Here is a 26,735-nt window from a genome sequence, read left to right as displayed (position 1 = left end):
GAGCAACGAATAAATTCGCCGTTGATCATTTGGTGACTTTTTGAACAACCTCCTTTAAAAAGAAAGAATTGTAAAAGGAAGAGTGCCTGTTCAGTCAGGCACTCCTTTTAATAGCTAAATATACTTTTATAACCTCGTACAAACTCCCACAGGCACCTTGGATCACGTTGCAATATTCGCCTTGAGTCCAATCTCATACGTTTAAAGAAACCATTCTTTGCAGCTGTATAGGTGTTTGCCAATAATGAAGTATGAGCATCAGAGAGACCACGCTGTTTACATCGTTTCAAAAACTCATGTTTTGTTGGATTTATATAATTAACGTTGAAGTCAAGTTCTTCCGAAAGAATTTTAGCCACTTCATAGTACGTTAGCGACTGGCTTCCCGTCAGCTTAAAGGAGTTATTTTGGAACCCTGTATGGATCAGGGATAGAAAGGCTATTTCAGCTACGTCACGAGCATCAATAAAGCTTAACTTCCCATTTCCAGCAGGAACATAAATTTGATGATGATCGCGTATGTCTTCTAAATGTTGAGTGAGTAAATTTTGCATAAAAAAACTAGAACGGAGAAATGTAAACTCAAACCCCATGTTCATAATCAGCTTCTCAATTTTCCGATCTGGAAGAAATGGCATCTTCTCAGACCCTAAGAGGGACAAATAAACGATCTTCTTCACACCTGCCTGCTTAGCAGCTAATAACAGTCGTTTCATATCACTTACCTGGGAAACCTTTGCTGGACGTCGTAGAAACATACTTTTCATACCGCGGAAGGCATTATCATACGTAGCAGGATCGTTAAAATCAAGCTGTTTACACTCCACAGCCTCCCCCTAAATTGGTGCTCTATTATAGAGGGGGTTCTCGATACTGCTCGAAAAGAAATATTATTTCTCAATAACCAGTATGCAAGTTCTTTACCGACATGACTAGTCACTCCTGTAATCAACATGATGTTAGTACCCCTTCCAAAATTCATTATGCTTAGTATATACACTATAACTGGCTTTTCTAATCCTTCTAGCGATGGAAGTTTAGAAAAATTGGGTCATAAGAAACCAAATGTTCCAGATGCTCAAAGCGAAAACAATAATTTTCTCGATTTGTGACCCAGTTTTAAAGGTCAGGAAAAATCGAAAATGCTTTTTTGTAAGGGGGTACAATAGGGGGATTCCTTTACATGTAACCACGTCTCCCAACAGGTGAGATAATGTTCCTATCATTATACCGAGAAAATAATAGGACGGTACAGTAAAAAAGTAATCAATTAAGTAACTATATAATCCTAATAGCAAAACAAATAAAAAGGAGTGTGTCATTTTCCTGTGACTACGAACCATAATGAGAAGAGGGAGCATGAATATAACAAAGATTTTCAACTCATCACGATACACATCGAAAAACCCAGGTGAAAATAAATACAAGAGGAACACCGCTAACAGAATGAGCATTAGTATTCTCCAAAACTTTTTTCCGAGCGTTGAACGTGGTGTATCGATATCAGGAAGCAGCGCCCCAAATAAAACAAAAGCGAAGAACAAAATCGTTTGTAACGGTGTTTGTGGCAGAAAAGCTAGTTTGGGTAAAAGTGTCATCGCTACTACTCCACATGTAAAGCCGACGACTTGGTGCCCTGGTGCCATCATGTTGTCAAACCTCTCATCATAATAAAAATAGAGCCTTGCTCACAATAGATCAAGGCTCTTTTCATCCTATCCTAAAAACAAACCACCGTAAACTAGTGAGATAAGAATCACAAAGGCGGGGTGGACCTTCATCCGCTCAATTAGCAAGTAGCTGCTTCCTGCAATCAACAGCATTTGAATCCAACCAATTTGCGCTTGTGACTCTGCAAAGAATCGGTAAGCTATCAGTCCAAGTAAAATAGCTATGGCCGGGCGGACATATAATGTCATGCGCTGTACTTTGGGCGAATCCTTATATTTATATAACAGACCAAGTAAAAAGACCATAATGATTAAGGAAGGAGCAACTGTAGCGAATACACCAATGGCCGCTCCAAGGATTCCACCCTGTTCATACCCAATATAACCAGCTAATTTCGTGGCAATTGGACCTGGTAAGGAATTTGCCAAAGCTAACACTTCACTAAACTGCTGGACGTTCATCCACCCATAGCGGCCCACGACTTCATTTTCTACTAACGGAATCGAAGCGGGCCCACCGCCATAGCCTAACACACCTGGAATAAAGAAGGCGACGAAGATTTTCCAATATAAGATCATCCTTCATCCCCTCCTTTCACAGCACCCTTCTCGTCTTCATCCTTCGGCTCCTTGCGAAGGATAGCCGCAGCTAATAAAGCCGCAATAATAATACCAGGGTGTACATGTAACAGTTCCAATAAAATAAGGGCAACTACAGTGAATAGAATCGTCTGTACCCAGCCCATTCCTTTTCTAGCTTTATTGAAAAATTGCCATGTTAACACAGCCATCATTACACCAACAACAGGCATGACAGCATTCGTCATACCTTCTACCCAGCCGCCCCCTTGAACTGATGTTAAGGATCCTAATAAAACAATCATTAAGAAGATGGTGGGGATCATCACAGCCATCACCGCATTAATGAGACCGATCCAGCCACTTACCCGATAACCGATATAACCTGCCATTTTCGTAGCAATCGGCCCAGGCAGCGTATTTGCAAGCGCCAATAAATCACCAAAGTCCGAATCATCCATCCATTGATATTTTCCAACAACCTCTTTATGAACGAGCGGGATGGAAGCTGGGCCTCCCCCGTAACCAAGCATCCCTACTCGGAAAAAGGCGACGAATAAATGCCATTGTGTTTTCATGCTCTCATTCCTTTACCAAACAGCAATCGTTCCATCCGTACGTGATTCCGTACCGCCAGCCAGGACACCTGTTTCATTATTTCTTAAGATAATTTGCCCACGTCCGAAGCGGCCTGTATCCAGCTCCACGCGAATATGATGTCCTTTTCTCTCTAATCCTTGAGCAATGTGGTTAGGAAAGTCAGGCTCAATAAGAACTTCCTTTTCTTTTGTCCACTGCCATCTGGGAGCATCTAGGACCATTTGTGGATTTAACTGACAATCGATCAAATGACTGACCACTTGCATATGGCCTTGTGGCTGCATAAATCCACCCATGACTCCAAATGGTCCCACGGGTTTACTATCTTTTGTTAAAAAGCCTGGAATGATGGTATGAAAGCTCCGTTTACCACCTTCAAGTGCGTTCACATGCTTTGGATTCATCGAAAAGTTATGGCCACGGTTTTGCAAAGCAATTCCAGTTCCAGGTACAACCAGACCTGACCCAAACCCTTCATAATTACTTTGAATAAACGATACCATGTTTCCTTCAGCGTCCCCCGTAGCAAGATACACCGTCCCACCACTGGAAGGTTCACTCGCTTTCGGAAGGACCGCTTCATCACCGATTTGATTTGCACGCTTTTCCCCATAGTTATCGGATAGAAGATCATCGACGGAATATTTCATATTTCCTTTTTCAGCTATATGCTTATGACCATCACTGTATGCAAGCTTCAATGCCTCAATCTGCCTATGATAGTCCTCCATATTCAATGTTGATTCAAACTGGAAACGCTTCGTCATATTTAAGCCCATTAATGCAACAAGTCCTTGCCCGTTTGGTGGGGCCTCCCACACGTCGTAGCCCCGGTAATTTACCGAAATGGGTTCCACCCACTTGGATTTGTATCGTTGCAAATCTTGTTTTCGCAAAAACCCTCCATGCTTTCTTGAGTAACTATCTATTTGATCAGCTAAATGACCATTATAGAGGGATTCCGACTTCGTTTCGGCGAGTTCTCTTAATGTTTTAGCGTGATCAGAAGAAGACCAAATCTCCCCAACTTTAGGGGCTCGGCCATTTGGCGCAAATGTCTCAAACCAATTCGAAAATAGCTCATCGGTCAGCTTCTCTTTATATTGATTGTATGCCTTTTCCCAGTACTTTGCGAGAATGGGAGTTAACGCATACCCCTCCTCCGCGTGAGCAATAGCAGGGGCAAGCAACTCTTTAAAATCAAGTTTTCCAAATTTATCGGAGAGCTCTGCCCATGCCGCTGGTGCTCCAGGAACAGTAACAGGGATAAAACCGTGCGTCGGCATGGATTTATAGCCTTTTTCCTTCACAGCATTAATAGAAATCGATTGAGGCGCTGGACCACTTGCATTCAATCCATACAAATGATCCTTCATCCAAACTAAGGCAAAAGCATCGCCGCCAATTCCGTTGGATGTGGGCTCAACAACAGTTAAGCAGGCAGCCGTGGCGATGGCAGCATCTACCGCATTGCCTCCTTTTTTCAAAATATCAAGTCCGGCCTGTGCAGCGAGAGGTTGTGAGGTGGCGACCATTCCCTTAGTCCCGTAAGTTGTCAGTCTTGTGGAGGGATATGGATTATATAACATTCACATCACCCTTTCCTGTTTAATATGCTCACTATCTCAAATCTCGACTTTTGGGGTAGGGAAGAATCTCCGGGGTTTTCAGAAGAATTTTTATGGCGATGGACAGAATCATCAACATTTAGGGCAGAATCCCCTGAGCTTTTGGGAAGAATCCTTGATATAGAATCCATAACAGCATGATCTTTTCACAAACCGCTGGTCCCACACACAAAATTAAAGCTACTGTCCAAGCAGTAGCTTCTACTAACAGTCCTTTTCAGGGAGCCCGAGCATTTGAAATTTAGGCCCTTCCATCGTTTGTTTTCCTTCAATAGTCAGTTTCTCTGTTAAATGAATAATCTTTTGATCGATAGCCACAGGTATCGAATTAATATGATGAAGCTCATCATCCGCTTCAGGTTCAGCTAACGTCATCCCAATATCAGGTTCACCACAGCCAAAGCCTGCAAAGAACAAACGCAAACAACTTGCCTCTTCATCCTCGAGTAGCTGGTCAAGCAGATCACGGGCCTGATCGGTTATTTCCATAAAATCGTCCTCACTTTCAACCACATACTATTACTTTATAATTTATTATCAAACCTTTGGCACCTTTCTATCCACACTAGATACGCTAAGTTGAAAGTAGCACGATTATAGCATCAAGAAAAGTATAACGACTTCCTTTTTATCTTTTGAAAAAGGACAACCCGATCGTTTAAAGGCTATAGAAAAGAAGCTAATCACTAGGTGATTAGCTTCTTTTAAAAATCGTTATTTTTTCAGAATCCCAGAAAAATCCTGGATTCATTTAACATTTAATTATACAGCTTTAGCATTTAGCTCTACATCAATGTTTCCACGTGTCGCTTTTGAATAAGGGCAAACTTGATGTGCTTCCTCTACAAGTCCTTCTGCTTCCTCCTGGGAAACCCCTTTAACACTCACGTTCAGAACGACTCCTACCTTAAAGCCGCCATCTGACTCATCTTTTAGTAAACTGACATCTGCAGTTATCTCAGAATCGATGTCCTTCTTTTTCTTACTTGCAACTAAGTTAAGAGCACCATCAAAGCAAGCAGAATATCCAGCTGCAAATAATTGTTCAGGGTTAGATCCTTGTTCATTGCCGCTACCTGGTTGTACGAGATTCAGATCGATTAAACCATCATCAGATTTAACGTGACCCTCACGTCCGCCTTTTGCTGTAGCATGTGCTGTAAACATTACATTACTCACTATCAACCACTCCTTGATTATTTATAATGATCACACAACCTTTATGTTCCTCAAAAGCTGTGCTTTTAAACCTTTTTATTCCTCCATATCATATTCTTTCTTTAAAGATGAAGGTGCCATTTTTACGATTTGCTGTAAAATAAAAGTTAAAACGGCCACGTCATCGACCAGACCAAAGATCACTAGGAAATCAGGGATCACATCCCAGGGAAATAGGAGGTAACCGATCATAAGTAAAACAGCAGTCACTTTACTACTTCTTGCTACTTCGTGTGAACGAAAAAAGCTCAGTAAAAACGGTACCGATTTTCGTATATTGAATAAAAACTTTATTCTTCTCCATATTCTTCTCATTACAATTGCACCTCTTGCTAGTCATTTATTATACTATACCCTCTTACCAACCACCCTTACACCTATAGTCACAATTGCTTATTTGAAACGTATGATTTAACATAATGGTTGAAAAACATTTTTAAAAAACGTGCCCAAACTTGGAAGATTAAAGGGGAGAAAACTGGCCATGAAGGTCTTATTACTTAACGGCACCATCGTTGGAACGAAAACAAAAACGTTATTGGAAGAAATCCAAATATATATAAGCCAACTTGAAAACAAATACGAGACGACTATCATTAATTTAGAAAATTATGAGATGCAATTCGTAGATGGTCGTCCGTTTGATCAATATAATGAAGATATGCAAAAGCTGATAAGTGAAATGGAAAAAGCAGATGCTTATGTCATTGCCACGCCCATTTTCCAAGGATCTATTCCCGGAACATTGAAAAACCTTTTTGATGCCGTTTCACCTTTGGCTATGCGGTATAAACCTGTATCCATTGTAGCAAACGGTGGTACATTACAGCATCATTTAGTCATCGAGAGCCAGCTTAAGCCGATTCTTGACTATTTCCGCTGTCTGGTGACACCTAATTATGTTTATACGCACACGAACCACTTCTCTACTAATGGGGAGCTCATTGATGAGGATGTGCACAATCGCTTAAAGGAAATGACTAAAGTATTCGATCGATACATCCAAATGAGTCAGCATATATAGAAACACCGAGATCGAACAAAAGCGAACCAAGTCACTTCCCCTTGGTTCGCTTCGTTTACATATTTATTTATCTCAAAGGTTGAATCGATATAGCTAAAGCACCCCATTGCTTTTCTTGTTCTGGGGTATAAATTTCATACGTGCTATTCACCATTTCCTCCAAGGACAAAGCTTCCACTCCCAAATCCTCGCTTGGAATGTGCTCATACATCTCTTGAAACGTTGGATATGATTGAAGATTTATGACCTCCGTTCTCATTGTGCTGCTACTTTCTGAAAGGCTCCTAAATTCAATGACATCGCCAATCTTAACTTTTCTCCTTTTTTCATCATTCAAACGTACCTCTACATGTTTCTTCCCTTCTCTCATTAAGCGAAAAGGATTCTCGTATAATTTCATAGCATGCTCCATTTAACACCCCTCCTAAACTATGTACATTTTTCTTGAGCTAAAAGTAGATTTCTCCCAAGTAAGTTGTCCTCTAAAGTCTAATCCGTGATCGTACTTTTTTGTTTAAATAAAACGAACCTCCCTGACGTGCTATAAATCACGTAGAAGGTTAGCTTTTTTAGGCAAGGCCTAATACTTTATTCACATAGTTCTGTGTTTCCTCAAACGGTGGAACTCCTCCATATTTATCGACATTTCCCGGACCAGCATTGTATGCTGCTAGGGCGAGTGTAGAGTTACCATCGTATCGATCGAGCATTTGTTTTAAATATTTTGTCCCACCCATAAGATTCTGTCTTGGATCAAATGGATCTATGACACCCAATCCCCTAGCAGTTGCCGGCATTAACTGCATAAGCCCCTGAGCGCCTGCATGGCTGACTACATCGGGGTTGAAATTCGATTCTGCCTTAACGACGGAACGAATTAAGTTCTCGCTGACACCATATTTCTCGGAAGCTTCCTTTATAAGTGCTTCAATTGGCTCGTTGTCCACTTTCACTTTTACTTCAGGAGCTTGAACCGGGGCTTGAGAAATTACCGGAGGCGTTTGATATTGAATATGTAACGGCTGCTGCCTAAACGCATTAAAGTTTGTGAAGTTAGAACTATTATTTACAACTAGACTACTTGGAGGCTGGTCAGACATAACTGACTGTAAAATACTTTGAAAGGCCGTATCACTTACTGAATGATTGAACGAAGATGCCGATCCCCCACTCAATGTCGACATCCCCTGCATTTGGATCATAAAACGGATATTGTTAAAGTCCATGCGTTCACCTCGTAGAATTGATTAACTTAATTTTACAAGAAGCAAGATAAAGTAACAATATCATACTGAAAAATTTTCCTTTTACACAAACTACGGCATTCCAGTTTAATCTATAATGACTTCAATATGCTGTGGTTTTACTTCAATGGAAACGGGCAGCCGATCCCCTTCTTCTCCGTCAACATTTGTCACAAGATCTTCTGGTGATGCGATGTTCAACTTCCCTGCAGTGAAATACTCTACGTCCTTCTGATTCCTTAATTCCCCTCTTACCATAGATGAAGCAATCGAGGCCATTCGGATCATGTTTACATTTTCTATTATATAACAATGCAACAATCCATCATTTACTTTGGCTTGCGGAGAGAGCTTTTCAAATCCCGCCGTCGAGTTGGTTAACGCTGCTAGAAAAAGAAAAGAATCACCTTCCCACACTTTTTCGTCGTGTTCAATCCGAAGTGGGTAGGTTTGGGTCGAAGCCAATGTTTTCAACCCCTCCACGACATAAGCTAGCGTACCAAATTTCGTTTTTTGCTCAGGGGTCACATCATAACTTGCTTCTGCAAGCGCACCAACGGCAACAATATTAACAAAGTACTGATCATTGAAGCGACCCACGTCCACTTTTTTCGTTAGATCTGATTGTAAAACCTTGATCGCTTCTTCTGGATCTAGAGGGATTTGCAAAGCTCTGGCGAAGTCATTTACTGTACCTAGAGGAATAATTCCTAGTTTCGGACGGTGCTGTTGATCAACCAAACCATTAATCGTTTCATTTAGTGTTCCGTCTCCGCCAAGTGAAACAATCAGATCAAATTTTTCTTGGCAGGCGTTTTGACAAAACTTGGTCGCATCAAACTCTTTCTCCGTTTGGACGGTCTTTATTTCATACCCCTTATTTTGCAAAATAGCTTCGATTTGTTTTACGTAATCTACAGCTTCTTCTTTACCTGAAGAAGGATTCACGATTAACATAGCCTTCATAAAACTACCTTCTTTCATAAGTATTTCTGATAGACCTTCCCAACAGGCTTAAACCCTAACGATGTCATCAACTTTTCTATTTTTTCAGACCCAACTGGAGCAGATAAGTTTACTACCTCCGTCCCCTCTTCGCTCATCCAGTCAACGAGTGCCTGGTATAAACATGTTCCAATACCTTCTCGACGGTAAAACTCATCGACATAGATTTCCTGAATTTCGCCATCCTTTTGCTCATGAATGACCCCATATATGTAACCAACCATTTTGCCCCCGGACTCAGCAATTAATAGTTTTTTCACATCATCATCGTCGAGTAGGCGATCTGCTGCCCAAAATTTCCGTTCTCTCATCCATTCATTATTTTTCAGGTTGGATGGTTGGGGAAATTCGATGGCATAACGGGTTAAATGCATGAGATCTTTTTCTTTAGGCTGACGTATAATAGCTGGCATCCGAATCCCTCCCAATCTAATCATCTCATACCCTTTTCCATAGTTGTCTATGCCTGTTTCTAAAAAAAGAAGCCACCAGGTACACAGACCTGGTGGTTATATTCCGTTTAGATTAAGCTGACTTCAGATCATCTTCAAGGGGAATGTTTTGAATCAGTCTACGTCGTGCTGCCACAAAGAAAGCTGTTACGATAATGACAGTAATCACTGCTGCAATCACATAAGATAGGTTTAATGCTAGTCCAAATCCAATGGGTGCATTAAGAATATACGTGAACGTTGCCATCGTTATAAACGTGGCGGGGATAGCAGCGATCCAGTAATTTTTACGTGCTAGGAATAAATACATGGCTCCGACCCATAAGGCAATCATGGCTGTCGACTGGTTCGCCCAGGAGAAGTATCTCCACAGTAACGTAAAGTCAATTTTTGTTAAGGCAAAAGAGATCACGAACATTGGCAGGGCAATCCATACTCTGCTCAATACCTTCTTCTGAGAAACTTTAATATAATCAGCAATAATCATACGTGCACTACGGAACGCTGTATCACCTGAGGTAATTGGTAAAACAATAACGCCAAGAATAGCAAGTGTACCACCAACAGCTCCAAGCATCGCAACAGACACTTCACTTACGACCGCCGCAGGTCCTCCATTTGCAAGTACGTCGTTCAACCCAGTCGGACCATTAAACAGGCTCATCGCTGCCGCCGCCCAAATCATTGCAATAATTCCTTCGGTAATCATCATACCGTAAAAAATTCGACGCCCTTGCTTTTCCCGCTGTGTTGTCCGGGAAATGATCGGTGTTTGTGTAGCATGAAAGCCAGACAAAGCCCCACATGAAATTGTCAAAAACAACAAAGGGAAAATCGGCGCGTTATCAGGATGCATATTAGTTAACGATATTTCCGGGATCGGTGCGCCTGTGAAAACCAAAGCCGCCCCCACACCGATAGCACTAATAAGTAAAAGAGCGCCGAAAATCGGATAGAATCTGCCGATAATTTTATCAATGGGCAGTAGGGTTGCTAGTAAATAATAAGCGAAAATAGCAACTAAAATAATCGGAAGAGTCAACCAACTGCTAGTCAAACTGTACAGCAAATCTGCAGGTGCTGTTACAAATACCGTACCGACTAACACAAGTAAAAGAATCGAAAAAGCATTAACGACGTGTTTCATCACTTTTCCAAGAAATTTACCAGCTAACTCGGGTAAATGAGCACCTCGATTGCGAATCGAAATCATGCCGGTTAAATAATCGTGAACGGCTCCGGCAAAAATAGCTCCGAACACAATCCACAGAAACGCAACTGGACCATATAGAGCCCCTAAGATCGGTCCAAAAATCGGGCCTACACCAGCAATATTCAACAACTGGATAAGGGAATTCTTTTTCTCTGACATCGGCAGGTAATCCACACCATCACTGTGTGTGAAAGCAGGGGTCTGTCGGTCCGTGTTCACTCCGAAAACCTTCTCAACGTATTTACCATAAGTAAAATAGCCTATAATTAAAAGTGCAATACTGACAAGAAATGTAACCACGATGGTTCCTCCCTCACTAGATTTGTAATCGTTTTCACTATCATAGCAAGAGAACGTTTTCATAAGGTTAATTTATGTTCAACATGTCGAAAATAAGTGTTAACATGTAAAAAAACTGGTCCAACGTACGGAAGCAGCTGAAAAAGTGATGTTTGTTCATTTCTATAAGGAATGAGTCCCGTTTTTAAAAAAAGAGACGAACGGAACCGCCTATTAGATCGTGATAGGTGAGTCCTGTAATAAGAAGTCACTTGTTAAAGGTTCCCACAATCATTGGTGTACATTATCACTCGTACATGCTTAACGTGTAGCTTAAAGTTCTTAGCTGTCATAGGCTCGGCTATACAATAATGGAGTGGGCCATCTCCTTTTTCAGACTTTTCAGTGCCCTCAACGTACGACCGGTTTCTATTAGTGACTTTTTGAATATCCTCTATAGCTCTAATTGGTTCCTTAAGTTTTTTACATAGTTGCGGCTAACAGATAGCTTTTCCTCATGCCCCTTCAGCTCCAGGTGGTAAGCACCATTGAACCACGGGGTAAGCCTGTCGATGTAATTAAGATTAACGAGATAGCTTTTATGAATCCGAAAAAATGAAAAAGGCGTAAGTCTTGCCTCTATATCTTTAAGCGCCCAATTTATCTCATAGCTTCTGGCCTTTCCAACGACCTTCGTCACCCTTCCTTCCCTGTAAACATATAAAATGTCGTTAGGATCAAGATAACGAATATCGCCATCTTCTTCCACCGCCAATTTTGTCGGCATCCAAGTTTTCTCTTGATAACTCTTCTGGCCTATTAATTTCTTCTCCAGTCTCTCGATTGTGTGTGATAACTGCTCTTCATCAAACGGCTTTAATAAATAATCAACCGCATTATGACGAAATGCCTCAACAGCGAAGTCCGAATAGGCGGTCGCAAACACAATTTCAGGCACCTTCTTTAACTCCCGAACAGACTTTGCTACCTCCATTCCATCCATTTTTGGCATTTCGACGTCAAGAAATAACACATCCGGCTGCAATTGGATCGTCTTCATTAACGCCACTTCACCAGAATCAGCCTCCCCTATAACCTCAATGGAAGGGTAACGTTCTATTAAAAAGATAAGCTCCTCACGGCTGAAACGTTCATCATCAACGACTACGGCACGAATACTCATGCAGAAACCTCCTCTTCTTTTTCATATAGAAAGAAGGATATTTCAGTACCCTCTCCAGGTGCACTTATAATCCGCAACGTCGAACGCTCCCCATGCATATAGGCGAGACGTTTATTCACGTTAAACAAACCGAGACCTGTTCCTTTCTCAGACTCTACCTCTTGGTTTCCGAGTGTCTTCAATCGGTCTTGATCAATCCCTGTTCCGTTATCCATGATGGAAATCTTCACACCTTCTTCTACACTTTTAATTCGTACAATGATTTCACAATCTTCTTGCTGGTCCTTTATGCCATGCTTAATACAATTTTCCACTAATGGTTGAAGTGTTAGCGGGGCAATTTTCATATCTAGCGCACGCTGATCCACATCATATTGTACATGAAGCCTATCGACAAATCGTGTCTCTTCAATGGTTAAGTAAGACTTCACATGCTGCAGCTCTTCTTTTAGAGATGTCCACGTTTTCGTAGTTGCTCCAAGGTTTTGCCTAAAGAACTTAGACAAGGCTATCAGCAATGACCTTGCACGATCAGGCTCTGTTCGGGTGAGTGAAACAATGACATTTAATGAATTAAACAGAAAGTGGGGATTTACTTGAGCTTGAAGTGCTTTCACTTCAGCTTCACGTGCCAATTCACGCGCTTTCTCCGCCTCCGCAATTTCGAGCTGCTGACCTAGCAGGGCGCTCAAGCCCTGTATCAGCTCAAGCAGTACATTCGACACGTCCTTCTCAGAGCGTACATAAAACTTCAGTGTCCCGACGACCTCCTGCCTCCTTTTAAGCGGTGCAATCACAGCAGCCCCTAACGGACAGTTTGGCTCGCTACAATTGATATCCTCATGACGGGCTACAATGAGGTCTCCTGTATGAATGACATCTTTTGTCGCACGCGTCTGTATCCCTTCACCAGAATTGTGATGATCATCTGCCTCTCCGACATGAGCAAGGATTTTCTCTTGATCCGTCATTGAAATCGCCCGGACGCCCACCTCATCGTAAATGATCTGACAGGCTTTTTGTGCTGATTCCACCGTTAGACCTTTACGCAAATAGGAAACCGTCGATTCTGCTAACTTGAGCGCTTTTTGCGCTTGAATCGCACCTGCTTTTTCTTCTTCATTCAACACATTCCGAATAATAAGCAAGAACAAGGCCGATCCAACCCCATTCGCCACAATCATTGGCAAGCCTATCTCCTGCACAAGATCCCAGGCACGAGCAAATGGATTTGAAATGATTAGAATAACTGCCATTTGTACGGTCTCAGCCAGCGCCCCAACCATTAATGCCGTCTTCAATTTAAGGGGCTGATCTTTTTTATGAAAAAATCCGGCAATCAAACCCGCTATCACTGCTGAGATTCCACACGCAATTCCAGTAAACCCGCCAAGTGAAATCCGATGGAGGCCGGCAATCAAACCTGCTCCCACGCCAATACGGTAGCCGCCAAACAAACCGGCAGCAACCACCCCGATCACACGTGAATTAGCAAGCGCTTCCGACTCACCGAGATTGATTGCCCAGCTGCTATACTCAAATGAACTAATATCATAAGTAATTCCTGTGTATGTTCCAATAATCCCAAACAACCCGAAGAACACGACCGCCATATATTGCTGAGGGCGATCAAGTGTCTTTTGATCGATGAGCTCACGAAAAAACCGAAATCGAGTAACGATAAAGGCCACTGTTACAATAATCCCCAAACGTTCAAGCATTGGCAAAAGCAGCTCAAACATAGTCTTCTCCGCCTTTCTCTTTGATAGTTCATGCTTTTATTTTAGCATGGCTGTCAGTTTTTCATACAAATAAAGAACCAATGGTCATTTTCTGGTAAACTAATGGAAAGAGGTGAAACGATGACAACTAATTTAGCAATTATCCAAATGGACATCGCTTATGGGGATCCTGCTATGAACCGCAAGAATGTCCGTGCACACATTAAAGAAGCTGTAGCAAAAGGCGGTGAAGTCATTCTTCTTCCAGAGATGTGGACAACAGGCTATGATTTAAGCCATTTTGACAAAATTGCAGAAAAACTCGATGGACCCACCCATCAGCTGCTAGCCGAATTAGCCGAGAATCATAAAGTTATGATTGCAAGCTCAATTGCCGAACGGGATGGGGAGGATTTTTACAATACCTTTGTCGTCTATGACGAAAATGGTGAGCGCTGTATGAAGTATCGAAAAGCTCACCTGTTCCGATTAATGGATGAAGAGAAATATTTGAAGTCTGGTAATCAGCAAGGGAACTTTCAGTTAGGCGAAACACCTGTGGCAGGGGTGATCTGCTACGATATTCGTTTCCCTGAATGGATCCGTACCCACATGCTTGAAGGAGCTCGCGGACTGTTTGTTGTCGCCGAATGGCCAAAACCACGTGTTGCGCATTGGCGCCATTTATTAATCAGTCGCGCCATTGAAAACCAATGCTTTGTTATTGCCTGCAACCGGGTTGGAGCTGACCCTAACAATGAATTCGGCGGCCATTCGATCGTCGTGGATCCATGGGGGACCGTTGTTGGTGAAGCAGGCGAAGAAGAGGAAATCTTGATGGTTGAGGTTGACTTTACAAGAGTAGAGGCAATCCGCGATCAAATTCCTATTTTCCAAGATCGGCGGCCAGACCTTTATAAGTGATTCGCGACTATTTTCTAAAAATCGCGGCGAAACTCAATTATTAAAAATTTGGCACCAAAATTAGAAAAAGCCCGTCAACGGGCTTTTTTCATTTTTGGCAAGCAAAGATAAGGAACAACGGAATACGCTTCCGTCTCTCATACTCTTCCTCGCTATTAAAGTTGTCTCGCCTTGGTGTACACTCACTCACATCATCAATCTTAAATCCGGCACCTTTTACTAATCTGAAATATTCTTCAAATGTTCGATGATACTTTACTACCTTCTCATTAATCCATGGCTCCACACGCTTTTCGCATTCAAAATAATTATCGACTACCCAATTAAACTTTTTAGAGGATTGCTCGGCACTCACTTGGGAAGAGGTTAGTACTGGGTGCTGAACGCTGAAAACAAACCTGCCATTTTCACGAAGAGATTGATGAATTTTCTTAAAAACAGGTTGCAGCTTTTCTATGTAATGGAAGGAAACTCTTGAAATGATCACATCATAATGATCGTGAGGATAATCCCAATCTTCCATGGACGAGTGAAATACTTTTCCTTTTAGTTGACCAAGCGTACTCCTCGCTTGGTCCGTCATTTTACTTGACCCTTCTACTCCCTCATATGAAGCACATCCCTGTTCCAATAACTCTACACCAAATTGAGCATCCCCACATCCGAGATCAAGAATCTTCCTTTGACTGACATCGCCAAGAAATTTCATGAAAGCAGGGTGTTCCATCGTATTATTAGGACTCTCTTCACGATTTCTCCTTGCTAAAAAGTTATCCAAAAACTGCTCATTATCGTATGCTGACGGGCCTTTATATTCCATGGGGACCTCCTTAAGCGTACATATTCTGATTTTAGCGGATATGTTATCAAAATCGTGAGCAGTCCTGAAGAAAATAAAGGACTTTCCACTCAAAATGCTTTTTCTTGATAAAAGTAATTCGGTGTATCCATCCGATCTTCAAACGACTGATGAAAGATGTTCGTTGCGGCTGGCGACATCGGTGGGATCAACCATGTCCAATCCCCCGTCGCTTCCCGTCCGCACTTCACTTCTTTATTTTGAAAAAGTTGAAACTGCTGGGCAGCGGTATGATGATCGACGATACTCACCTTGGCAGCTTTATAAGAATAGAGCACAGCCTGGTTCAGCTCTACAAGCGCACGATCTTTCCAAAGGGAGCTGTTTCGATTTGTATCCAATCCCATCGCCTCAGCAACTGTCGGCAGCAAGTTGTAACGAAATTCATCAGCTAAATTACGTGCCCCTATTTCCGTACCCATATACCATCCATTAAAAGGAGCCGCAGTATAATCCAAGCCTCCAATTTCAAGGCACATATCAGAAATAAACGGAACGGCATACCATTTTAGCCCAAGATCCTCGAACCACTCATAATCAGGGTGATGAAGCGAAACCTCGAGCAGTTTTTCTTTTGGTATATCAAACCACTTTGGCTGACGGCCATCGATTTGTATAACAAGCGGCAGAACATCAAATCTTCCACCTTCTCCTCGCCAACCTAACTCTTGGCACTTCTTTGTGAATTCAACGGAAGCTGGATCTCCTACCATTCCGTACTCTTCCTCATAGCCGGCATATCGAACGAGTTGATGATTCCATATGCGAATCTCCTTGTCTTGCCGCTTCGGTTTAAAGATTGAGATGGTGGAGCGGATTTTACCTCCATTTGTCGCATAGTCCATATGGGTCAAGAGAGCATTACGAATCCCCTCTTCATCTTCAATGTTACGCTGGTCAAACACTTTCAAACCTTCCCAAAACAAACGCCCAATGCAGCGATTGCTGTTTCTCCAGGCAACTTTAGCACCATATTCAAGTTCTTCATACGTATGATGATAGGTTCCCGTGCGATCTATAAGCTCTTTCACTTCTCTTAGTCTTTCATCTATTTGTTCATTCGACTTACCAAGTTCCACATAACACTGACGAATAAACGTTTCAGCCTCCTGCCATAAACCAGTACTCAAAACAGAGATGCCTCCTGTATTCATGATTGCCCTCATTTTATCACATTTATTGTACCATCATGGGTATGGAGGGTTTTACAGAAAAAATGCACTAAGAGCCAACAGGTACTTCATATTTACCCAAAGAACAAATCAAAAATATTACTTCCTTTTGAAGCTTGAGTATTGTAAAACTCTGAATAACCACAATTCTTACAATAAACAACGGTAAACTTGTTATTTTGTACATCAAGCATTTTTGATAGACCTGAGCCTGTCATCGATACATCCTTCGTCCCGGCTTCTGTACTGCCGCATTTCATACATCCTTGTTCACCCATTACTCACTCACCCTTTCAATATTCAGTCCCCTTTTATACGGTCACACATCATTAAAGGTTTCACTTTGCCCGGCGAGCCGCTTGCTGGATCGGATCCCATACACTGTTATAAGGAGGAGAATAGGAGAGATCGAGATCAATAAGCTCATCTACAGTCATGTTGTGATAAATGGCTGTGGCCAGCACATCAATCCGTTTATCCACGCCTTGTCGTCCGATGATTTGACCCCCTAGCAACTGCCGTGACTGCTCATCGTATATCAATTTCAACGTCATCGGGTTATCTTTTGAGTAATATCCCGCCTCATGTGTCGATTCAATCGAAACAGTTTGGTAAGGAAAATGCTCTTCTTCTGCCTCACGAGATGACAAACCTGTCCGAGCAAGTGTCAGCTCAAAAAATTTCAGAATAGACGTACCTACGATCCCACGAAAAACTCGCCGTTTATCAATCATATTTAACCCAGCAACTCTCCCTTGTTTATTTGCGTGGGTCCCAAGCGGTACATAGTCCGGACGCTGTTTAACACGGTGAAATTGTGTGGCACAATCCCCAGCTGCGTAAATATCCATAATACTCGTTTCCATAAACGCATTGACCTCGATCGCCTGATTATAACTCGTATAAATTCCCGTTCCGTTTAGAAATGATGTATTCGGAGCGACACCAACAGCAGCTAAAACAAGGTCCGTCTCGTACTCTCCCTCGTCCGTGATGACACTTGCTACCCTGTCTTTCCCATTAAACCCTTCAACTGATTCATTAAGAACGAGTTCTACCCCCTGCCTTTCAGCTTCCTTATGAATCAATTCACTCATGTCCTCGTCAAAAATTTTACCTAAACGATCCCCACGATCGATCATCCTTACTTTTTTACCAATAGCAGCTAAATTTTCTGCCATTTCAAGACCGATATAGCCACCGCCGATGATGGACACCTGATGCACATCTTCCTGCAAATCATCCATGATCGCCTTTGCATCGGGAATCGTTTTTAACGGGTGAATTCCAGACAGATTCTTTCCTTCCCATGGAGGGAGTACCGGATCTGCTCCCGTAGCAATTAGTAAACGATCATAGGACTCCTCAAACTTTTCACCACTGCCATGATCAATGCCATAGACAATCTTGTGATCACAATCCACTTTTGTAACTTCATGCAGCAAGCGCGCGTCAATCCCGTATTTGTCACGAAATGTCTCGGGTGTCCGTGCAATTAAATCATTAAACGAATCAACTTCTCCTCCAAAAACGTAAGGCAAGCCGCATTGGCCATATGAATAAATCTCCCCACGTTCAAGAGTAACAATTTCATTACCTTTACTATTTCGAACCATTTGCATAGCAGCACTCATGCCGGCAGCATCCCCGCCGATAATGATAAACTTCATTCTTACACGTCCCTTCAAAGCTTCTTCTCTTATTATACCTACTACAAGTCCAACAAATTCAAGTTCACTTTACAAATCAACACTCCCGCGTTAAGATAACTTATTAGAATTTTTCAAAAAATATTATAAAAAGGTGTGACCACATGAAAAACTTCCCTCAATCTGAAACCCTAAAGAGACTACCCGATCAATTTTTTGCTGAACTCGTTAAGAAGTTAAATACATATCAACAAAAAGGCCACGATGTCATTAATCTTGGCCAAGGCAATCCTGACCAGCCCACACCAGACCACATCGTTCAATCATTACAAAAAGCCGCCGAAGACCCTGTCTATCATAAATATTCGCCATTCCAGGGATTCGATTATCTGAAAGAAGCGGCGGCTCAATTTTATAAACGAGAATATAACGTGACGCTTGACCCTTCATCTGAAGTGGCGATCATGTTCGGGAGCAAAGCCGGTCTTGTCGAGCTCAGTCAATGTTTCTTGAACCCAGACGATGTTGCGCTCGTTCCTGACCCAGGCTATCCTGATTATTGGTCCGGGGTGGCGATAGCAGATGCAGTGATGAAGTCCCTGCCACTTCTCCAGGAAAATAGCTTTTTACCGGATTATAACGCACTAGATAAAGAAACATTAGAAAAAGCCAAGTTGATGTTTTTAAATTATCCTAATAACCCAACAGGTGCTGTCGCGTCTGAAGAATTCTTCAAAGAAACAATTGAGTTCGCTGACCAGCATAATATATGTGTCGTCCATGACTTTGCTTATGGGGCAATTGGATTCGATGAGCATAAAAAACCGCTCAGCTTTATGCAGGTGCCCGGGGCAAAAGACGTCGGTATCGAAATCTATACGATGTCAAAAACGTATAATATGGCGGGGTGGCGTGTCGCTTTCGCTGTTGGTAATCCGAGTGTGGTTGAGGCACTTGAGAAAATCCAAGACCATTATTATGTAAGTTTGTTCGGAGCGGTTCAAGAAGCTACGGCCACAGCTCTGCTTGACTCCCAAGAGTCGGTAAAAGAGTTGCGTGAAACGTATGAATTAAGAAGGAATATTTTAATAGAAGGTTTTGAAGAAATAGGCTGGGAACTTATGCCATGTAAAGGTTCTTTCTTCGTATGGCTAAAGGTCCCTGAAGGTTATACATCACAATCCTTTGCGGACGCACTGCTTGAACAAGTTGGCTTATTCGTTGCTCCAGGAGTAGGCTTCGGTGCTTACGGAGAAGGATATGTCCGAATCGGTTTAAACAATTCTGAAGAAGACCTTCGTGAGTCCGTTCAGCGCTTTAAACAATTCCGACAATGAATAAGAGTCAGGGCGAATAGTGCCCTGACTCCCGTTTATTCTCTATTAGAATGGGAATTCGCGATAACCATTCATAACTCCAATCGTTTTGACTGTCGTAAATTTATCAATCGCAAAGGCTCCCCCAAAGCGTCCTAAACCAGACTGTTTTTCCCCACCAAAGGCGACGTGACCTTCATCGTTTACAGATTGATCATTGACGTGAATCATACCCGTTTCGATTTGTTTCGCTACCTCAACACCACGGTGGACATCTTTAGTGAACACGGAACCACCTAAGCCATATGGTGAATCATTCGCCACTTCAATGGCTTCCTCTTCACTAGTAACTTTAATAACTGCAGCTACAGGACCGAAGATTTCGTTTTTAGCAATCGGCATCTCATTCGTTACGTTTGTTAACAGGGTAGGCTGCATCAGATTACCTGACACCTCTCCACCAACAAGTTTCGTTGCGCCTTGCTCTATGCTCTCACCTATATCGTTTTGGATTCGTTCGGACGCCTCCTGATTAATGAGCGGGCCTACAACGGTTTGTATTTCAGCAGGATCACCAGACTGCAATCCCTCGACTTTCTGCTTCAATGCTTCCACAAATTGATCATGAACAGACTCATGAACAACGATACGGTTTAAGGCAATACAAATTTGACCCTGGTGTAAAAACTTGCCGAAAGCAGCAGCCTGAACTGCTTTTTCAACGTCGGCATCCTCAAGAACGAGCATGGCATTATTCCCCCCTAACTCAAGGGCTGTATCTTTGATATGCTTTCCCGCAAGTTCTCCGATATGACTGCCTACTTCAGTAGAACCGGTAAATGAAATAAGCTTTGGTACAGGGTGCGCAACAAATGCATCCCCAATTTCAGAGCCTCGACCAACGACGGCATTGATTACCCCTTTAGGAAATCCAGCTTCTTCAAACAGGTCAGCAAGAAGCAAGCCTGCCGTAGCGGGTGTACTTGATGCAGGTTTGACGACAACCGCATTGCCTGTTGCAATCGCAGGGGCCACGGATCTCATCGCTAAATGAAACGGGAAGTTCCATGGTCCAATCACACCGATCACTCCCTTAGGAGAACGATAAACACGGTTTTCCTTTTCCGGTATATTTGATGGCAAAATTTGACCCTCCATTCGAGTTGGGAATGAGGCGGATTCTCGTAGTATGCCATACGCTGATTGAAACTCAACTTCCGCTTTGATGAGCGTACTTCCAGATTCTTTGACCAACCAATCAACAATTTCATCCTTACGTTTAGTCATAGCCTTAAGTAGAGCATCAAAGTAAGCCTGCTTCTTACCAGGTGTAAGCTTTTGCCAATCTTTCTGTGCTGCCTCAGCAGCTTTATAAGCTTCATCCAAGTCTTGCTCGTTGGCAGACTGGATGCTTGCGATCGTTTGATTTGTATAAGGGTTCACGTTTTCGACTGTTTTTTCACTGGAACCAGTCTTCCATTCCCCATTAATATATTGTTTTGTAAATGTTTGTGGACTCATGTGAGCACCCTCCATGTTGTAAATCGTTATACAAGGGTACCTATTCCACCTAATAACCCTAGTCAAACATCATCTAACTACTACAACTTCATCAACATATCTACATGTGGAATGTCATCTTCGAGATAAACCTCAGATATTTCTTCAAAACCAAATGATGCATAAAAGTAGCGTAAATGTTCCTGTCCGTGCAATGAGATCTTCTCAACGTCCCTTCTTTGCTTCAGCTTATCAATTGCTTTATTCATTATATCTCTCGCATACCCCTTGCCGCGTGCCTTCTTCGTAACGAGAACACGACCGATTGCATCGTATTCGTCACTGGTTTGCGGTGGGAGAATCCGGCAATAAGCGAGCATTTCACCATCATCCTCAAGCCAAATATGTACGCATTCATCGTCACGTCCATCTACCTCTTTGTACGGGCAATTTTGCTCCACTACAAAAACATCCGTTCTATGCTCTAAAAGGGTATATAACTCATTCGTTGTTAACTGGTCAAATGTTTTTTCTACCCATTTCATAATCATTCTCCTCGGTGCATGATACTTCTACTATACAAAAACTCTTTACCTCCTTAAAGAAGTGAGCATAAGAAAAGCCTCCTTTTTGTGTTGTGGTGTTCGGCGATACCATTATACCAAATCTGGAGGTTTTTTCTTTTGTCTTTTTTAATTCCCTTTATTTAGGAGATGTTTTTCAGTGACTTCAGTGATTTCCCGGACCTCCTTCTCTATCCAAGGAAACGGAAACCTATCTCGAGATGGAGTCTTCCAGATCACTGCCCTTACCTAATAAAAATGATTTCAAATTTCCTACTTGACTAGATTTGGGGAGGTACTTCCTTTTTTGCGTTTTGAATCTCTTGGGGCAGAAGGGGCTTAAATTATGAAATTGATACAAGTAAAAGAAAATACGTAATAGTGTGTGTTCAAGGTGACGAATGAGAAACAAGAAGTCCGAGGCGCGAAAGTTTTGAGGGCCACAGCGTATGCCTCTCCTACGTGAGGACCGGAAAAACCGAGTAACGAAGAAATTCCCTTTTATCATTTGGTGACTTTGTGAACATCCTCTAATATAAAAGTCAGGCTTATTGTAGCATGACTTGCTAAATAAGCTTAAGAAAGAATACAGCATTTTACGTGTACTGAATTTTTTATGTGACGGGTTATTGACCCATAACATAATGACAAGTTAACGATCGTCACTGTTAGCAGCTCAAAGGACCCTCGTTTCTACAGCAAATGATGATAAAAGGCATTTTCCAACTAAAAGAGCTGCCAGCTTTTATGCCGGCAGCTCTTTCACGTTCATAAATCTAATCTTTCTGGCGTATCAGTATCACTATTCATTAGCCGAATATTCTCCGGGTAAATTTCAAGTACAATATATTCCGGGTCATCTTTCCCTGAAAACCAGCGCTCCATATGATTATTCCATAGCGAATCCTTCATTTTTTGGTCATCACGTATTTTTGCTTGACCTTCCACTTCGAGGTATACGTCACCAAACCCCTCTCCTTCATATCCAATCAAGATATGAACATTAGGATTAGACTCAATTTCCTCTGTTTTGTGTGTTTCTTTATTCGTTGGCGTGTAAAAAGTAAATTCGTCATCATTTGAAAAAGTCATAAATCTTGAATGTGGTTTGCCATTTTTTACTGTAGCAAGTGTACCTACACGATGCTGCTTCATTATGTCAAAAATTTTTTCCTTAAGCTCTCGTTGATTCAATGGTATTCTCCTTTCCATTGGGAACTTCTTAGGTAGTATTCCTGTACCAATGAATTGATAAACATGTCTAAACGCATTTACTATTCAAACTGTATGTTTGCTTTTGCTTTTTTCTACACCTTCTAACATATATAATTAAGAAAAGGAGTGACAGCATCATGCGAAGTGGAAATCCCGTTTTAAAAGATAAGGCTTTTCAAAGATCTAATACTGGCGCCACGATGTCCCTTGGGGGAACAGTTGCCAAAACCTTCTTTCTGTTTCTTTTCCTACTAGGCTCAGCACTTTACACATGGTACCAATTTTCACAAGGGGTAAATGTCAATCTCATGATGATCATTGGAGCAATCGGAGGGTTAATTTTTGCCTTAATCACGATCTTCATCCCAAAAGCAGCCCCGTTACTGCACCTATTTATGCGACACTTGAGGGTTTTTTTATTGGAGGTATTTCTTCCTTTGCTGAAGCTAATTATCCAGGCGTTGTCATTCAGGCAGCTTCACTCACCTTTGCTGTTATGGGCGCATTGCTCTTTCTTTATGCTACGAGGGTGATCAAGGTAACGAAGAACTTTAGATTAATGGTCATCTCGGCCACACTTGGTATATTCCTCGTCTACATCGTTAATTTTGTTTTAAATATATTTTTCCAGGCGAGCGTCCCTTACCTTCACTCAAGTGGCCCGATCGGGATTGGAATTAGTTTAATTATCGTTGCGATTGCGGCATTAAACCTTGTGCTTGATTTTGATTTTATTGAAAGAGGCGTCGATAGAGGGGCTCCTAAGCACATGGAATGGTATGGAGCTTTCGGGTTAATGATTACACTCGTTTGGTTATATATCGAAATTCTGCGATTATTACAGAAATTAAGAAGATAATAAGAATCAGTTCCTTTAAAAGGAACTGATTCTTTGTTCATATTAATTTTGTAACATTTGTAATGTAAATGTAATATTAATTATGAAAATATGTTAAACTGAAGAGAGAACACAATCAGGAGGCAAGTTATGCTCAATCCTTTTTTCTACCGTCAAAAAAAATATATTTTTATCCCCATCTTATTCTTTCTGCTAGGTAGTTCCCTCTTTTTTCTTAACTCAACACCTACGCGTTCTGAGGATACCACCCAGATGACACCGACCGTTTTTATCCACGGATTTAAAGGTGGCCCTGGTACATTCAATACCTTGCTTGAACGGTTTGAAGAAAACAATTGGGGAACTAAGCAGATGGTCGTACACGTATCTTCCTCGGGCAATGTACAAGTTCGTGGAAGCATCCCCTACACGATGAATCCGTTTATTCAAGTTCTTTTTGAAAATGACCGCGCAAGTATAAAATCTCAAACATATTGGTTGCAGAAGGTAATGTGGACGTTAAAAGAGGACTATGGGATCAACCAGGTTAATCTTGTCGGCCACTCTATGGGAGGTCTTGCTTCAACAAGCTTCTTATTAAATAACCAACGTGGAAGTTTTCCTACAGTGAATAAACTAGTCACCATCGGCAGTCCATTTCTAGGAATTGAGCAAGAAACTTATTTTGCTACAAATACCGGGGCAGCCACGGTCGATTTAAAAGTAGATGCTAATGCGTTAACATCCATGATTGAGAATAAGGGAAAAATCAGCCCAAAGGTGGGTGTGTTAGCTATTGCAGGCGTGATTAATCAAGAAGCTGCTCCCACCAAACAATGGGATGGTCTCGTTTCCAAGCAAAGCGCACTGGGGCTTAGCCATATTATCCCACCTGTAAATTATCAGGAAAGAACCTTCTTCAATGAAGCCGCGACTCACTCCGGTTTACATGAATTTGCCGAAGTAGACCAAGCGATAGCACAATTCCTCTGGAACATCCAAAGCAACCACGGCCATTAAACAGCACCTCTAAACGAGAGGTGCTGTTTAATTTGGGATTATCTGGATGACCTGAGGTGGAAATAAAATCCACCTCAGGTCATCCATGAAATGGGAGTTATAGATTGTGATAGTTTTTCTGGACGGTTTCTGCTATGGCGCCCATGGTTTGTTTTTTGAATGAATTAGTTACAGCGGTGTGAGTTGGATTATAATAGTAGAGGGCGCCCTTCTGTTTCTGATCCTCTTGATATCCTAACGACTTTAACTTTTTCTCAAGCTCGTATGGAATTGCTGTTAAGCCAGTTTTCCTTATAAAATACTCGCTAGGATATATTTTCACATCAATATCCTCAGGCCCAGTGGAAACAACAAATAAATCAGTGGGCTGTTGAGTCATCCATTGGCCTTTAGAATACAACGAAATTCTATCTCTTTCTAAACCAGATATCCCTCTAAATTAATCCTAAATATCTCAAGAATTACTCTTCTAATTTCAGACGGGGAAATTTCTTCACCATAGTCTTGAAGATATAAATCCATGGCTTCCACCTTTGTTAAAGATGCAATGTAACTATCTGTAGCTGGTGAAGCTTCTCTACCTAAAGCTGAGCGAATTCTTTTCATCACTGCATTTGAATACATCAACCTTCCTCCTGCTCTTTTTAAAATATGTAAGACCCCTCTATTATACAAAACTTTCCTACAATTGTATTTTTAGTAATGCCCTATACTGACTCCATCCTCCTGCTAATATTAAGGTCATGACAGTCAAAAATAGCCCGCCACCTCCCATTTGAGAGAGCAGCCACCCACCAATAAACGGTCCAATTGATCGTGAAATATCCCAGTGAGTGCCGAATATCGCAAAATATCTCGCTCTCCCGTTAACCGGAGCCAGTTTGCTAATCGTTCCTTGTAAGTGGTTTAAGCTAATCATTGATGCTAGACATAAAAGGATCTGTGCTACAACCAGCGCAATAATGTGGTGTGCTAATCCGAAAATGAGTGCGGCCATGGCATATAAGATATAGCCTGAAACGACTACTTTCTCGATCCTAAATTTGCTTGTTCGATTTACGACCACCACTTCCAGAAACAGATAAACCACACGCCCCACTGTTTCAAGCAAGGCAAAGATCATAAGGTAGTTGACAAAATATGCTTCTAAGTAGATCGGCCAATTGGTTTCCATTTGTGAATGAAAAAAACTGATCGGCAGAGCACTTCCCATCATCAACATTAATAGAAGACTGTTCCTTTTTTCATCAAAATCAATAGTCTCTGTATCTAGGGTCCGTTGTCTACCCTCACCATTTGACTCTGGAAGATATTTTATACATAGCAATAAGTATAGAAACAAGAGCCCCGCCGCAAACAGGAACAAGTAGCTCCTCGATACTTGGAAGAACAACGCCCCAAGAGCCGGGGCCAATAAGGAACCCAAGCTCTCGGCCATTCCTAATATCGCAAACGTTTCAGCTTGTTTTTCCAAATGAACCAAATCTGCAATTTGTGCTCGTGACACCGGAATATAAATGAATCGTCCGAAGGCGTTTAGTACACCAAGGACAGCAAACATCCATACTGTTTCTGCAAATGCAAAACCCGCAACGGCAATGAATTGCAAGCTGAGTGAAGTGAGAATAATAGGACGCCTCCCCAGCGAATCTGCCCATTTCCCGAGTGTAACTGTAAGCAGAATCTCACTCAGTGGCTGCACACCAATAATTAGTGTAGTAAGAACGAGATTACCATCAAATTCGTTATACATATGTAACGTTAAAAATGGCAGCAGAATCACCGATATTAATGCTATAATGGCATGACCAACTGTTTGAATCCAAACAATGGGTTGAACATTTTTCAAGTAACGAAGCATGG

Annotated in this window: 29 protein-coding genes and 1 pseudogene; 5 read left to right on the top strand and 25 right to left on the bottom strand. The window is 41.9% G+C overall.

Going from position 1 to position 26,735, the window contains the following annotated elements; all coding sequences use genetic code 11:
• Nucleotides 1–107: 107 nt before the first annotated feature.
• From MUO14_RS14570 to MUO14_RS14535, 8 genes are all read right to left on the bottom strand, one after another.
• Nucleotides 108–827 carry an NmrA family NAD(P)-binding protein gene (locus MUO14_RS14570; RefSeq protein WP_244751370.1) on the bottom strand — a complete coding sequence of 240 codons (720 nt, stop codon included), beginning with the start codon at nucleotides 825–827 and terminating at the stop codon, nucleotides 108–110.
• A 210-nt stretch (nucleotides 828–1,037) separates the two neighbouring features.
• Nucleotides 1,038–1,649: a metal-dependent hydrolase gene (locus MUO14_RS14565; protein ID WP_244751369.1), complete on the bottom strand. Its 612-nt coding sequence runs from the start codon at nucleotides 1,647–1,649 to the stop codon at nucleotides 1,038–1,040.
• A 66-nt stretch (nucleotides 1,650–1,715) separates the two neighbouring features.
• Nucleotides 1,716–2,249 carry a chromate transporter gene (locus MUO14_RS14560; RefSeq protein WP_396265618.1) on the bottom strand — a complete coding sequence of 178 codons (534 nt, stop codon included), beginning with the start codon at nucleotides 2,247–2,249 and terminating at the stop codon, nucleotides 1,716–1,718.
• A complete protein-coding gene (locus MUO14_RS14555) occupies nucleotides 2,246–2,827 on the bottom strand; it encodes a chromate transporter (protein ID WP_244751368.1) in 582 nt (193 codons plus the stop codon). The genes MUO14_RS14560 and MUO14_RS14555 overlap by 4 nt, the downstream gene beginning before the upstream one ends.
• Before the next feature lie 12 nt (nucleotides 2,828–2,839).
• On the bottom strand, nucleotides 2,840–4,438 hold the full coding sequence (locus tag MUO14_RS14550) for a gamma-glutamyltransferase family protein (protein WP_244751367.1): 1,599 nt from the start codon (nucleotides 4,436–4,438) through the stop codon (nucleotides 2,840–2,842).
• Nucleotides 4,439–4,681: 243 nt separating this feature from the next.
• A complete protein-coding gene (locus MUO14_RS14545) occupies nucleotides 4,682–4,966 on the bottom strand; it encodes an iron-sulfur cluster assembly accessory protein (RefSeq protein WP_244751366.1) in 285 nt (94 codons plus the stop codon).
• 273 nt (nucleotides 4,967–5,239) lie between these two features.
• Complete coding sequence (locus tag MUO14_RS14540; protein ID WP_304654186.1) at nucleotides 5,240–5,656, bottom strand: organic hydroperoxide resistance protein; 417 nt, start codon at nucleotides 5,654–5,656, stop codon at nucleotides 5,240–5,242.
• 75 nt (nucleotides 5,657–5,731) lie between these two features.
• Entirely contained in the window at nucleotides 5,732–6,010 is a 279-nt protein-coding gene (locus MUO14_RS14535) for a YkvA family protein (RefSeq protein WP_244751365.1), read from the bottom strand.
• A 169-nt stretch (nucleotides 6,011–6,179) separates the two neighbouring features.
• Between MUO14_RS14535 and MUO14_RS14530 the strand changes: the two genes are divergently transcribed.
• Complete coding sequence (locus tag MUO14_RS14530) at nucleotides 6,180–6,719, top strand: NADPH-dependent FMN reductase (protein WP_244751364.1); 540 nt, start codon at nucleotides 6,180–6,182, stop codon at nucleotides 6,717–6,719.
• Between the two features lie 67 nt (nucleotides 6,720–6,786).
• Here MUO14_RS14530 and MUO14_RS14525 read toward each other — a convergent pair whose 3' ends face one another.
• From MUO14_RS14525 to MUO14_RS14495, 7 genes are all read right to left on the bottom strand, one after another.
• Nucleotides 6,787–7,131, bottom strand: a complete 345-nt coding sequence (locus MUO14_RS14525) for an ASCH domain-containing protein (RefSeq protein WP_244751363.1) — start codon at nucleotides 7,129–7,131, stop codon at nucleotides 6,787–6,789.
• A 157-nt stretch (nucleotides 7,132–7,288) separates the two neighbouring features.
• The gene (locus MUO14_RS24480; RefSeq protein WP_304654185.1) at nucleotides 7,289–7,945 is read right to left on the bottom strand and encodes a lytic transglycosylase domain-containing protein; all 657 of its coding nucleotides are present in this window, start codon (nucleotides 7,943–7,945) and stop codon (nucleotides 7,289–7,291) included.
• Nucleotides 7,946–8,050: 105 nt separating this feature from the next.
• The gene (locus tag MUO14_RS14515) at nucleotides 8,051–8,929 is read right to left on the bottom strand and encodes a diacylglycerol/lipid kinase family protein (protein ID WP_244751362.1); all 879 of its coding nucleotides are present in this window, start codon (nucleotides 8,927–8,929) and stop codon (nucleotides 8,051–8,053) included.
• Between the two features lie 14 nt (nucleotides 8,930–8,943).
• Entirely contained in the window at nucleotides 8,944–9,381 is a 438-nt protein-coding gene (locus MUO14_RS14510; RefSeq protein ID WP_244751361.1) for a GNAT family N-acetyltransferase, read from the bottom strand.
• Between the two features lie 112 nt (nucleotides 9,382–9,493).
• Nucleotides 9,494–10,933: a carbon starvation CstA family protein gene (locus MUO14_RS14505; RefSeq protein WP_244751360.1), complete on the bottom strand. Its 1,440-nt coding sequence runs from the start codon at nucleotides 10,931–10,933 to the stop codon at nucleotides 9,494–9,496.
• Nucleotides 10,934–11,366: 433 nt separating this feature from the next.
• Nucleotides 11,367–12,095, bottom strand: coding sequence for a LytR/AlgR family response regulator transcription factor (locus MUO14_RS14500; RefSeq protein WP_244751359.1), 729 nt, complete (start codon nucleotides 12,093–12,095; stop codon nucleotides 11,367–11,369).
• Nucleotides 12,092–13,837, bottom strand: coding sequence for a sensor histidine kinase (locus MUO14_RS14495; RefSeq protein WP_244751358.1), 1,746 nt, complete (start codon nucleotides 13,835–13,837; stop codon nucleotides 12,092–12,094). The genes MUO14_RS14500 and MUO14_RS14495 overlap by 4 nt, the downstream gene beginning before the upstream one ends.
• 120 nt (nucleotides 13,838–13,957) lie before the next feature.
• Here MUO14_RS14495 and MUO14_RS14490 point away from each other — a divergent pair, with 120 nt between their 5' ends.
• Nucleotides 13,958–14,740, top strand: a complete 783-nt coding sequence (locus MUO14_RS14490) for a carbon-nitrogen family hydrolase (protein WP_244751357.1) — start codon at nucleotides 13,958–13,960, stop codon at nucleotides 14,738–14,740.
• A gap of 88 nt (nucleotides 14,741–14,828) precedes the next feature.
• On the opposite strand, the gene MUO14_RS14485 is transcribed toward MUO14_RS14490, so the two are convergent.
• From MUO14_RS14485 to MUO14_RS14470, 4 genes are all read right to left on the bottom strand, one after another.
• Nucleotides 14,829–15,560 (bottom strand): class I SAM-dependent DNA methyltransferase, encoded by a 732-nt coding sequence (locus MUO14_RS14485; RefSeq protein ID WP_244751356.1) that lies wholly within the window; start codon nucleotides 15,558–15,560, stop codon nucleotides 14,829–14,831.
• An 89-nt stretch (nucleotides 15,561–15,649) separates the two neighbouring features.
• A complete protein-coding gene (locus MUO14_RS14480; protein ID WP_396265617.1) occupies nucleotides 15,650–16,753 on the bottom strand; it encodes a nitric oxide synthase oxygenase in 1,104 nt (367 codons plus the stop codon).
• 92 nt (nucleotides 16,754–16,845) lie between these two features.
• The gene (locus tag MUO14_RS14475) at nucleotides 16,846–17,049 is read right to left on the bottom strand and encodes a zinc ribbon domain-containing protein (protein ID WP_244751354.1); all 204 of its coding nucleotides are present in this window, start codon (nucleotides 17,047–17,049) and stop codon (nucleotides 16,846–16,848) included.
• Between the two features lie 60 nt (nucleotides 17,050–17,109).
• Nucleotides 17,110–18,441 (bottom strand): FAD-dependent oxidoreductase, encoded by a 1,332-nt coding sequence (locus MUO14_RS14470; RefSeq protein ID WP_244751353.1) that lies wholly within the window; start codon nucleotides 18,439–18,441, stop codon nucleotides 17,110–17,112.
• A gap of 143 nt (nucleotides 18,442–18,584) precedes the next feature.
• Between MUO14_RS14470 and MUO14_RS14465 the strand changes: the two genes are divergently transcribed.
• Nucleotides 18,585–19,757, top strand: coding sequence for a pyridoxal phosphate-dependent aminotransferase (locus tag MUO14_RS14465; protein ID WP_244751352.1), 1,173 nt, complete (start codon nucleotides 18,585–18,587; stop codon nucleotides 19,755–19,757).
• 45 nt (nucleotides 19,758–19,802) lie between these two features.
• On the opposite strand, the gene MUO14_RS14460 is transcribed toward MUO14_RS14465, so the two are convergent.
• The 3 genes from MUO14_RS14460 to MUO14_RS14450 form a co-directional block, all read right to left on the bottom strand.
• Nucleotides 19,803–21,257 carry an aldehyde dehydrogenase family protein gene (locus MUO14_RS14460; protein WP_244751351.1) on the bottom strand — a complete coding sequence of 485 codons (1,455 nt, stop codon included), beginning with the start codon at nucleotides 21,255–21,257 and terminating at the stop codon, nucleotides 19,803–19,805.
• A gap of 80 nt (nucleotides 21,258–21,337) precedes the next feature.
• Nucleotides 21,338–21,781, bottom strand: a complete 444-nt coding sequence (locus MUO14_RS14455) for a GNAT family N-acetyltransferase (RefSeq protein ID WP_244751350.1) — start codon at nucleotides 21,779–21,781, stop codon at nucleotides 21,338–21,340.
• 786 nt (nucleotides 21,782–22,567) lie between these two features.
• Nucleotides 22,568–22,993, bottom strand: coding sequence for a pyridoxamine 5'-phosphate oxidase family protein (locus tag MUO14_RS14450; protein ID WP_244751349.1), 426 nt, complete (start codon nucleotides 22,991–22,993; stop codon nucleotides 22,568–22,570).
• A 158-nt stretch (nucleotides 22,994–23,151) separates the two neighbouring features.
• Between MUO14_RS14450 and MUO14_RS14445 the strand changes: the two are divergent.
• Together MUO14_RS14445 and MUO14_RS14440 are read left to right on the top strand one after the other, a co-directional pair.
• A pseudogene (locus tag MUO14_RS14445) lies at nucleotides 23,152–23,873 on the top strand (Bax inhibitor-1/YccA family protein).
• Between the two features lie 129 nt (nucleotides 23,874–24,002).
• Nucleotides 24,003–24,872, top strand: coding sequence for an alpha/beta fold hydrolase (locus MUO14_RS14440; RefSeq protein ID WP_244751348.1), 870 nt, complete (start codon nucleotides 24,003–24,005; stop codon nucleotides 24,870–24,872).
• A 97-nt stretch (nucleotides 24,873–24,969) separates the two neighbouring features.
• Here MUO14_RS14440 and MUO14_RS14435 read toward each other — a convergent pair whose 3' ends face one another.
• Genes MUO14_RS14435 through MUO14_RS14425 form a run of 3 tightly spaced genes read right to left on the bottom strand, consistent with a single transcriptional unit; the run spans nucleotide 24,970 to nucleotide 26,733 of the window.
• Nucleotides 24,970–25,272, bottom strand: coding sequence for a hypothetical protein (locus tag MUO14_RS14435; protein WP_244751347.1), 303 nt, complete (start codon nucleotides 25,270–25,272; stop codon nucleotides 24,970–24,972).
• A gap of 17 nt (nucleotides 25,273–25,289) precedes the next feature.
• Complete coding sequence (locus MUO14_RS14430; RefSeq protein ID WP_244751346.1) at nucleotides 25,290–25,496, bottom strand: hypothetical protein; 207 nt, start codon at nucleotides 25,494–25,496, stop codon at nucleotides 25,290–25,292.
• A 58-nt stretch (nucleotides 25,497–25,554) separates the two neighbouring features.
• A complete protein-coding gene (locus MUO14_RS14425) occupies nucleotides 25,555–26,733 on the bottom strand; it encodes an MFS transporter (protein ID WP_244751345.1) in 1,179 nt (392 codons plus the stop codon).
• Between the last annotated feature and the right edge of the window lie 2 nt (nucleotides 26,734–26,735).

It is taken from the genome of Halobacillus shinanisalinarum (genome assembly GCF_022919835.1).
GTDB lineage: Bacteria > Bacillota > Bacilli > Bacillales > Halobacillaceae > Halobacillus_A > Halobacillus_A shinanisalinarum.
This window is presented reverse-complemented; position numbering and strand designations above follow the sequence as displayed.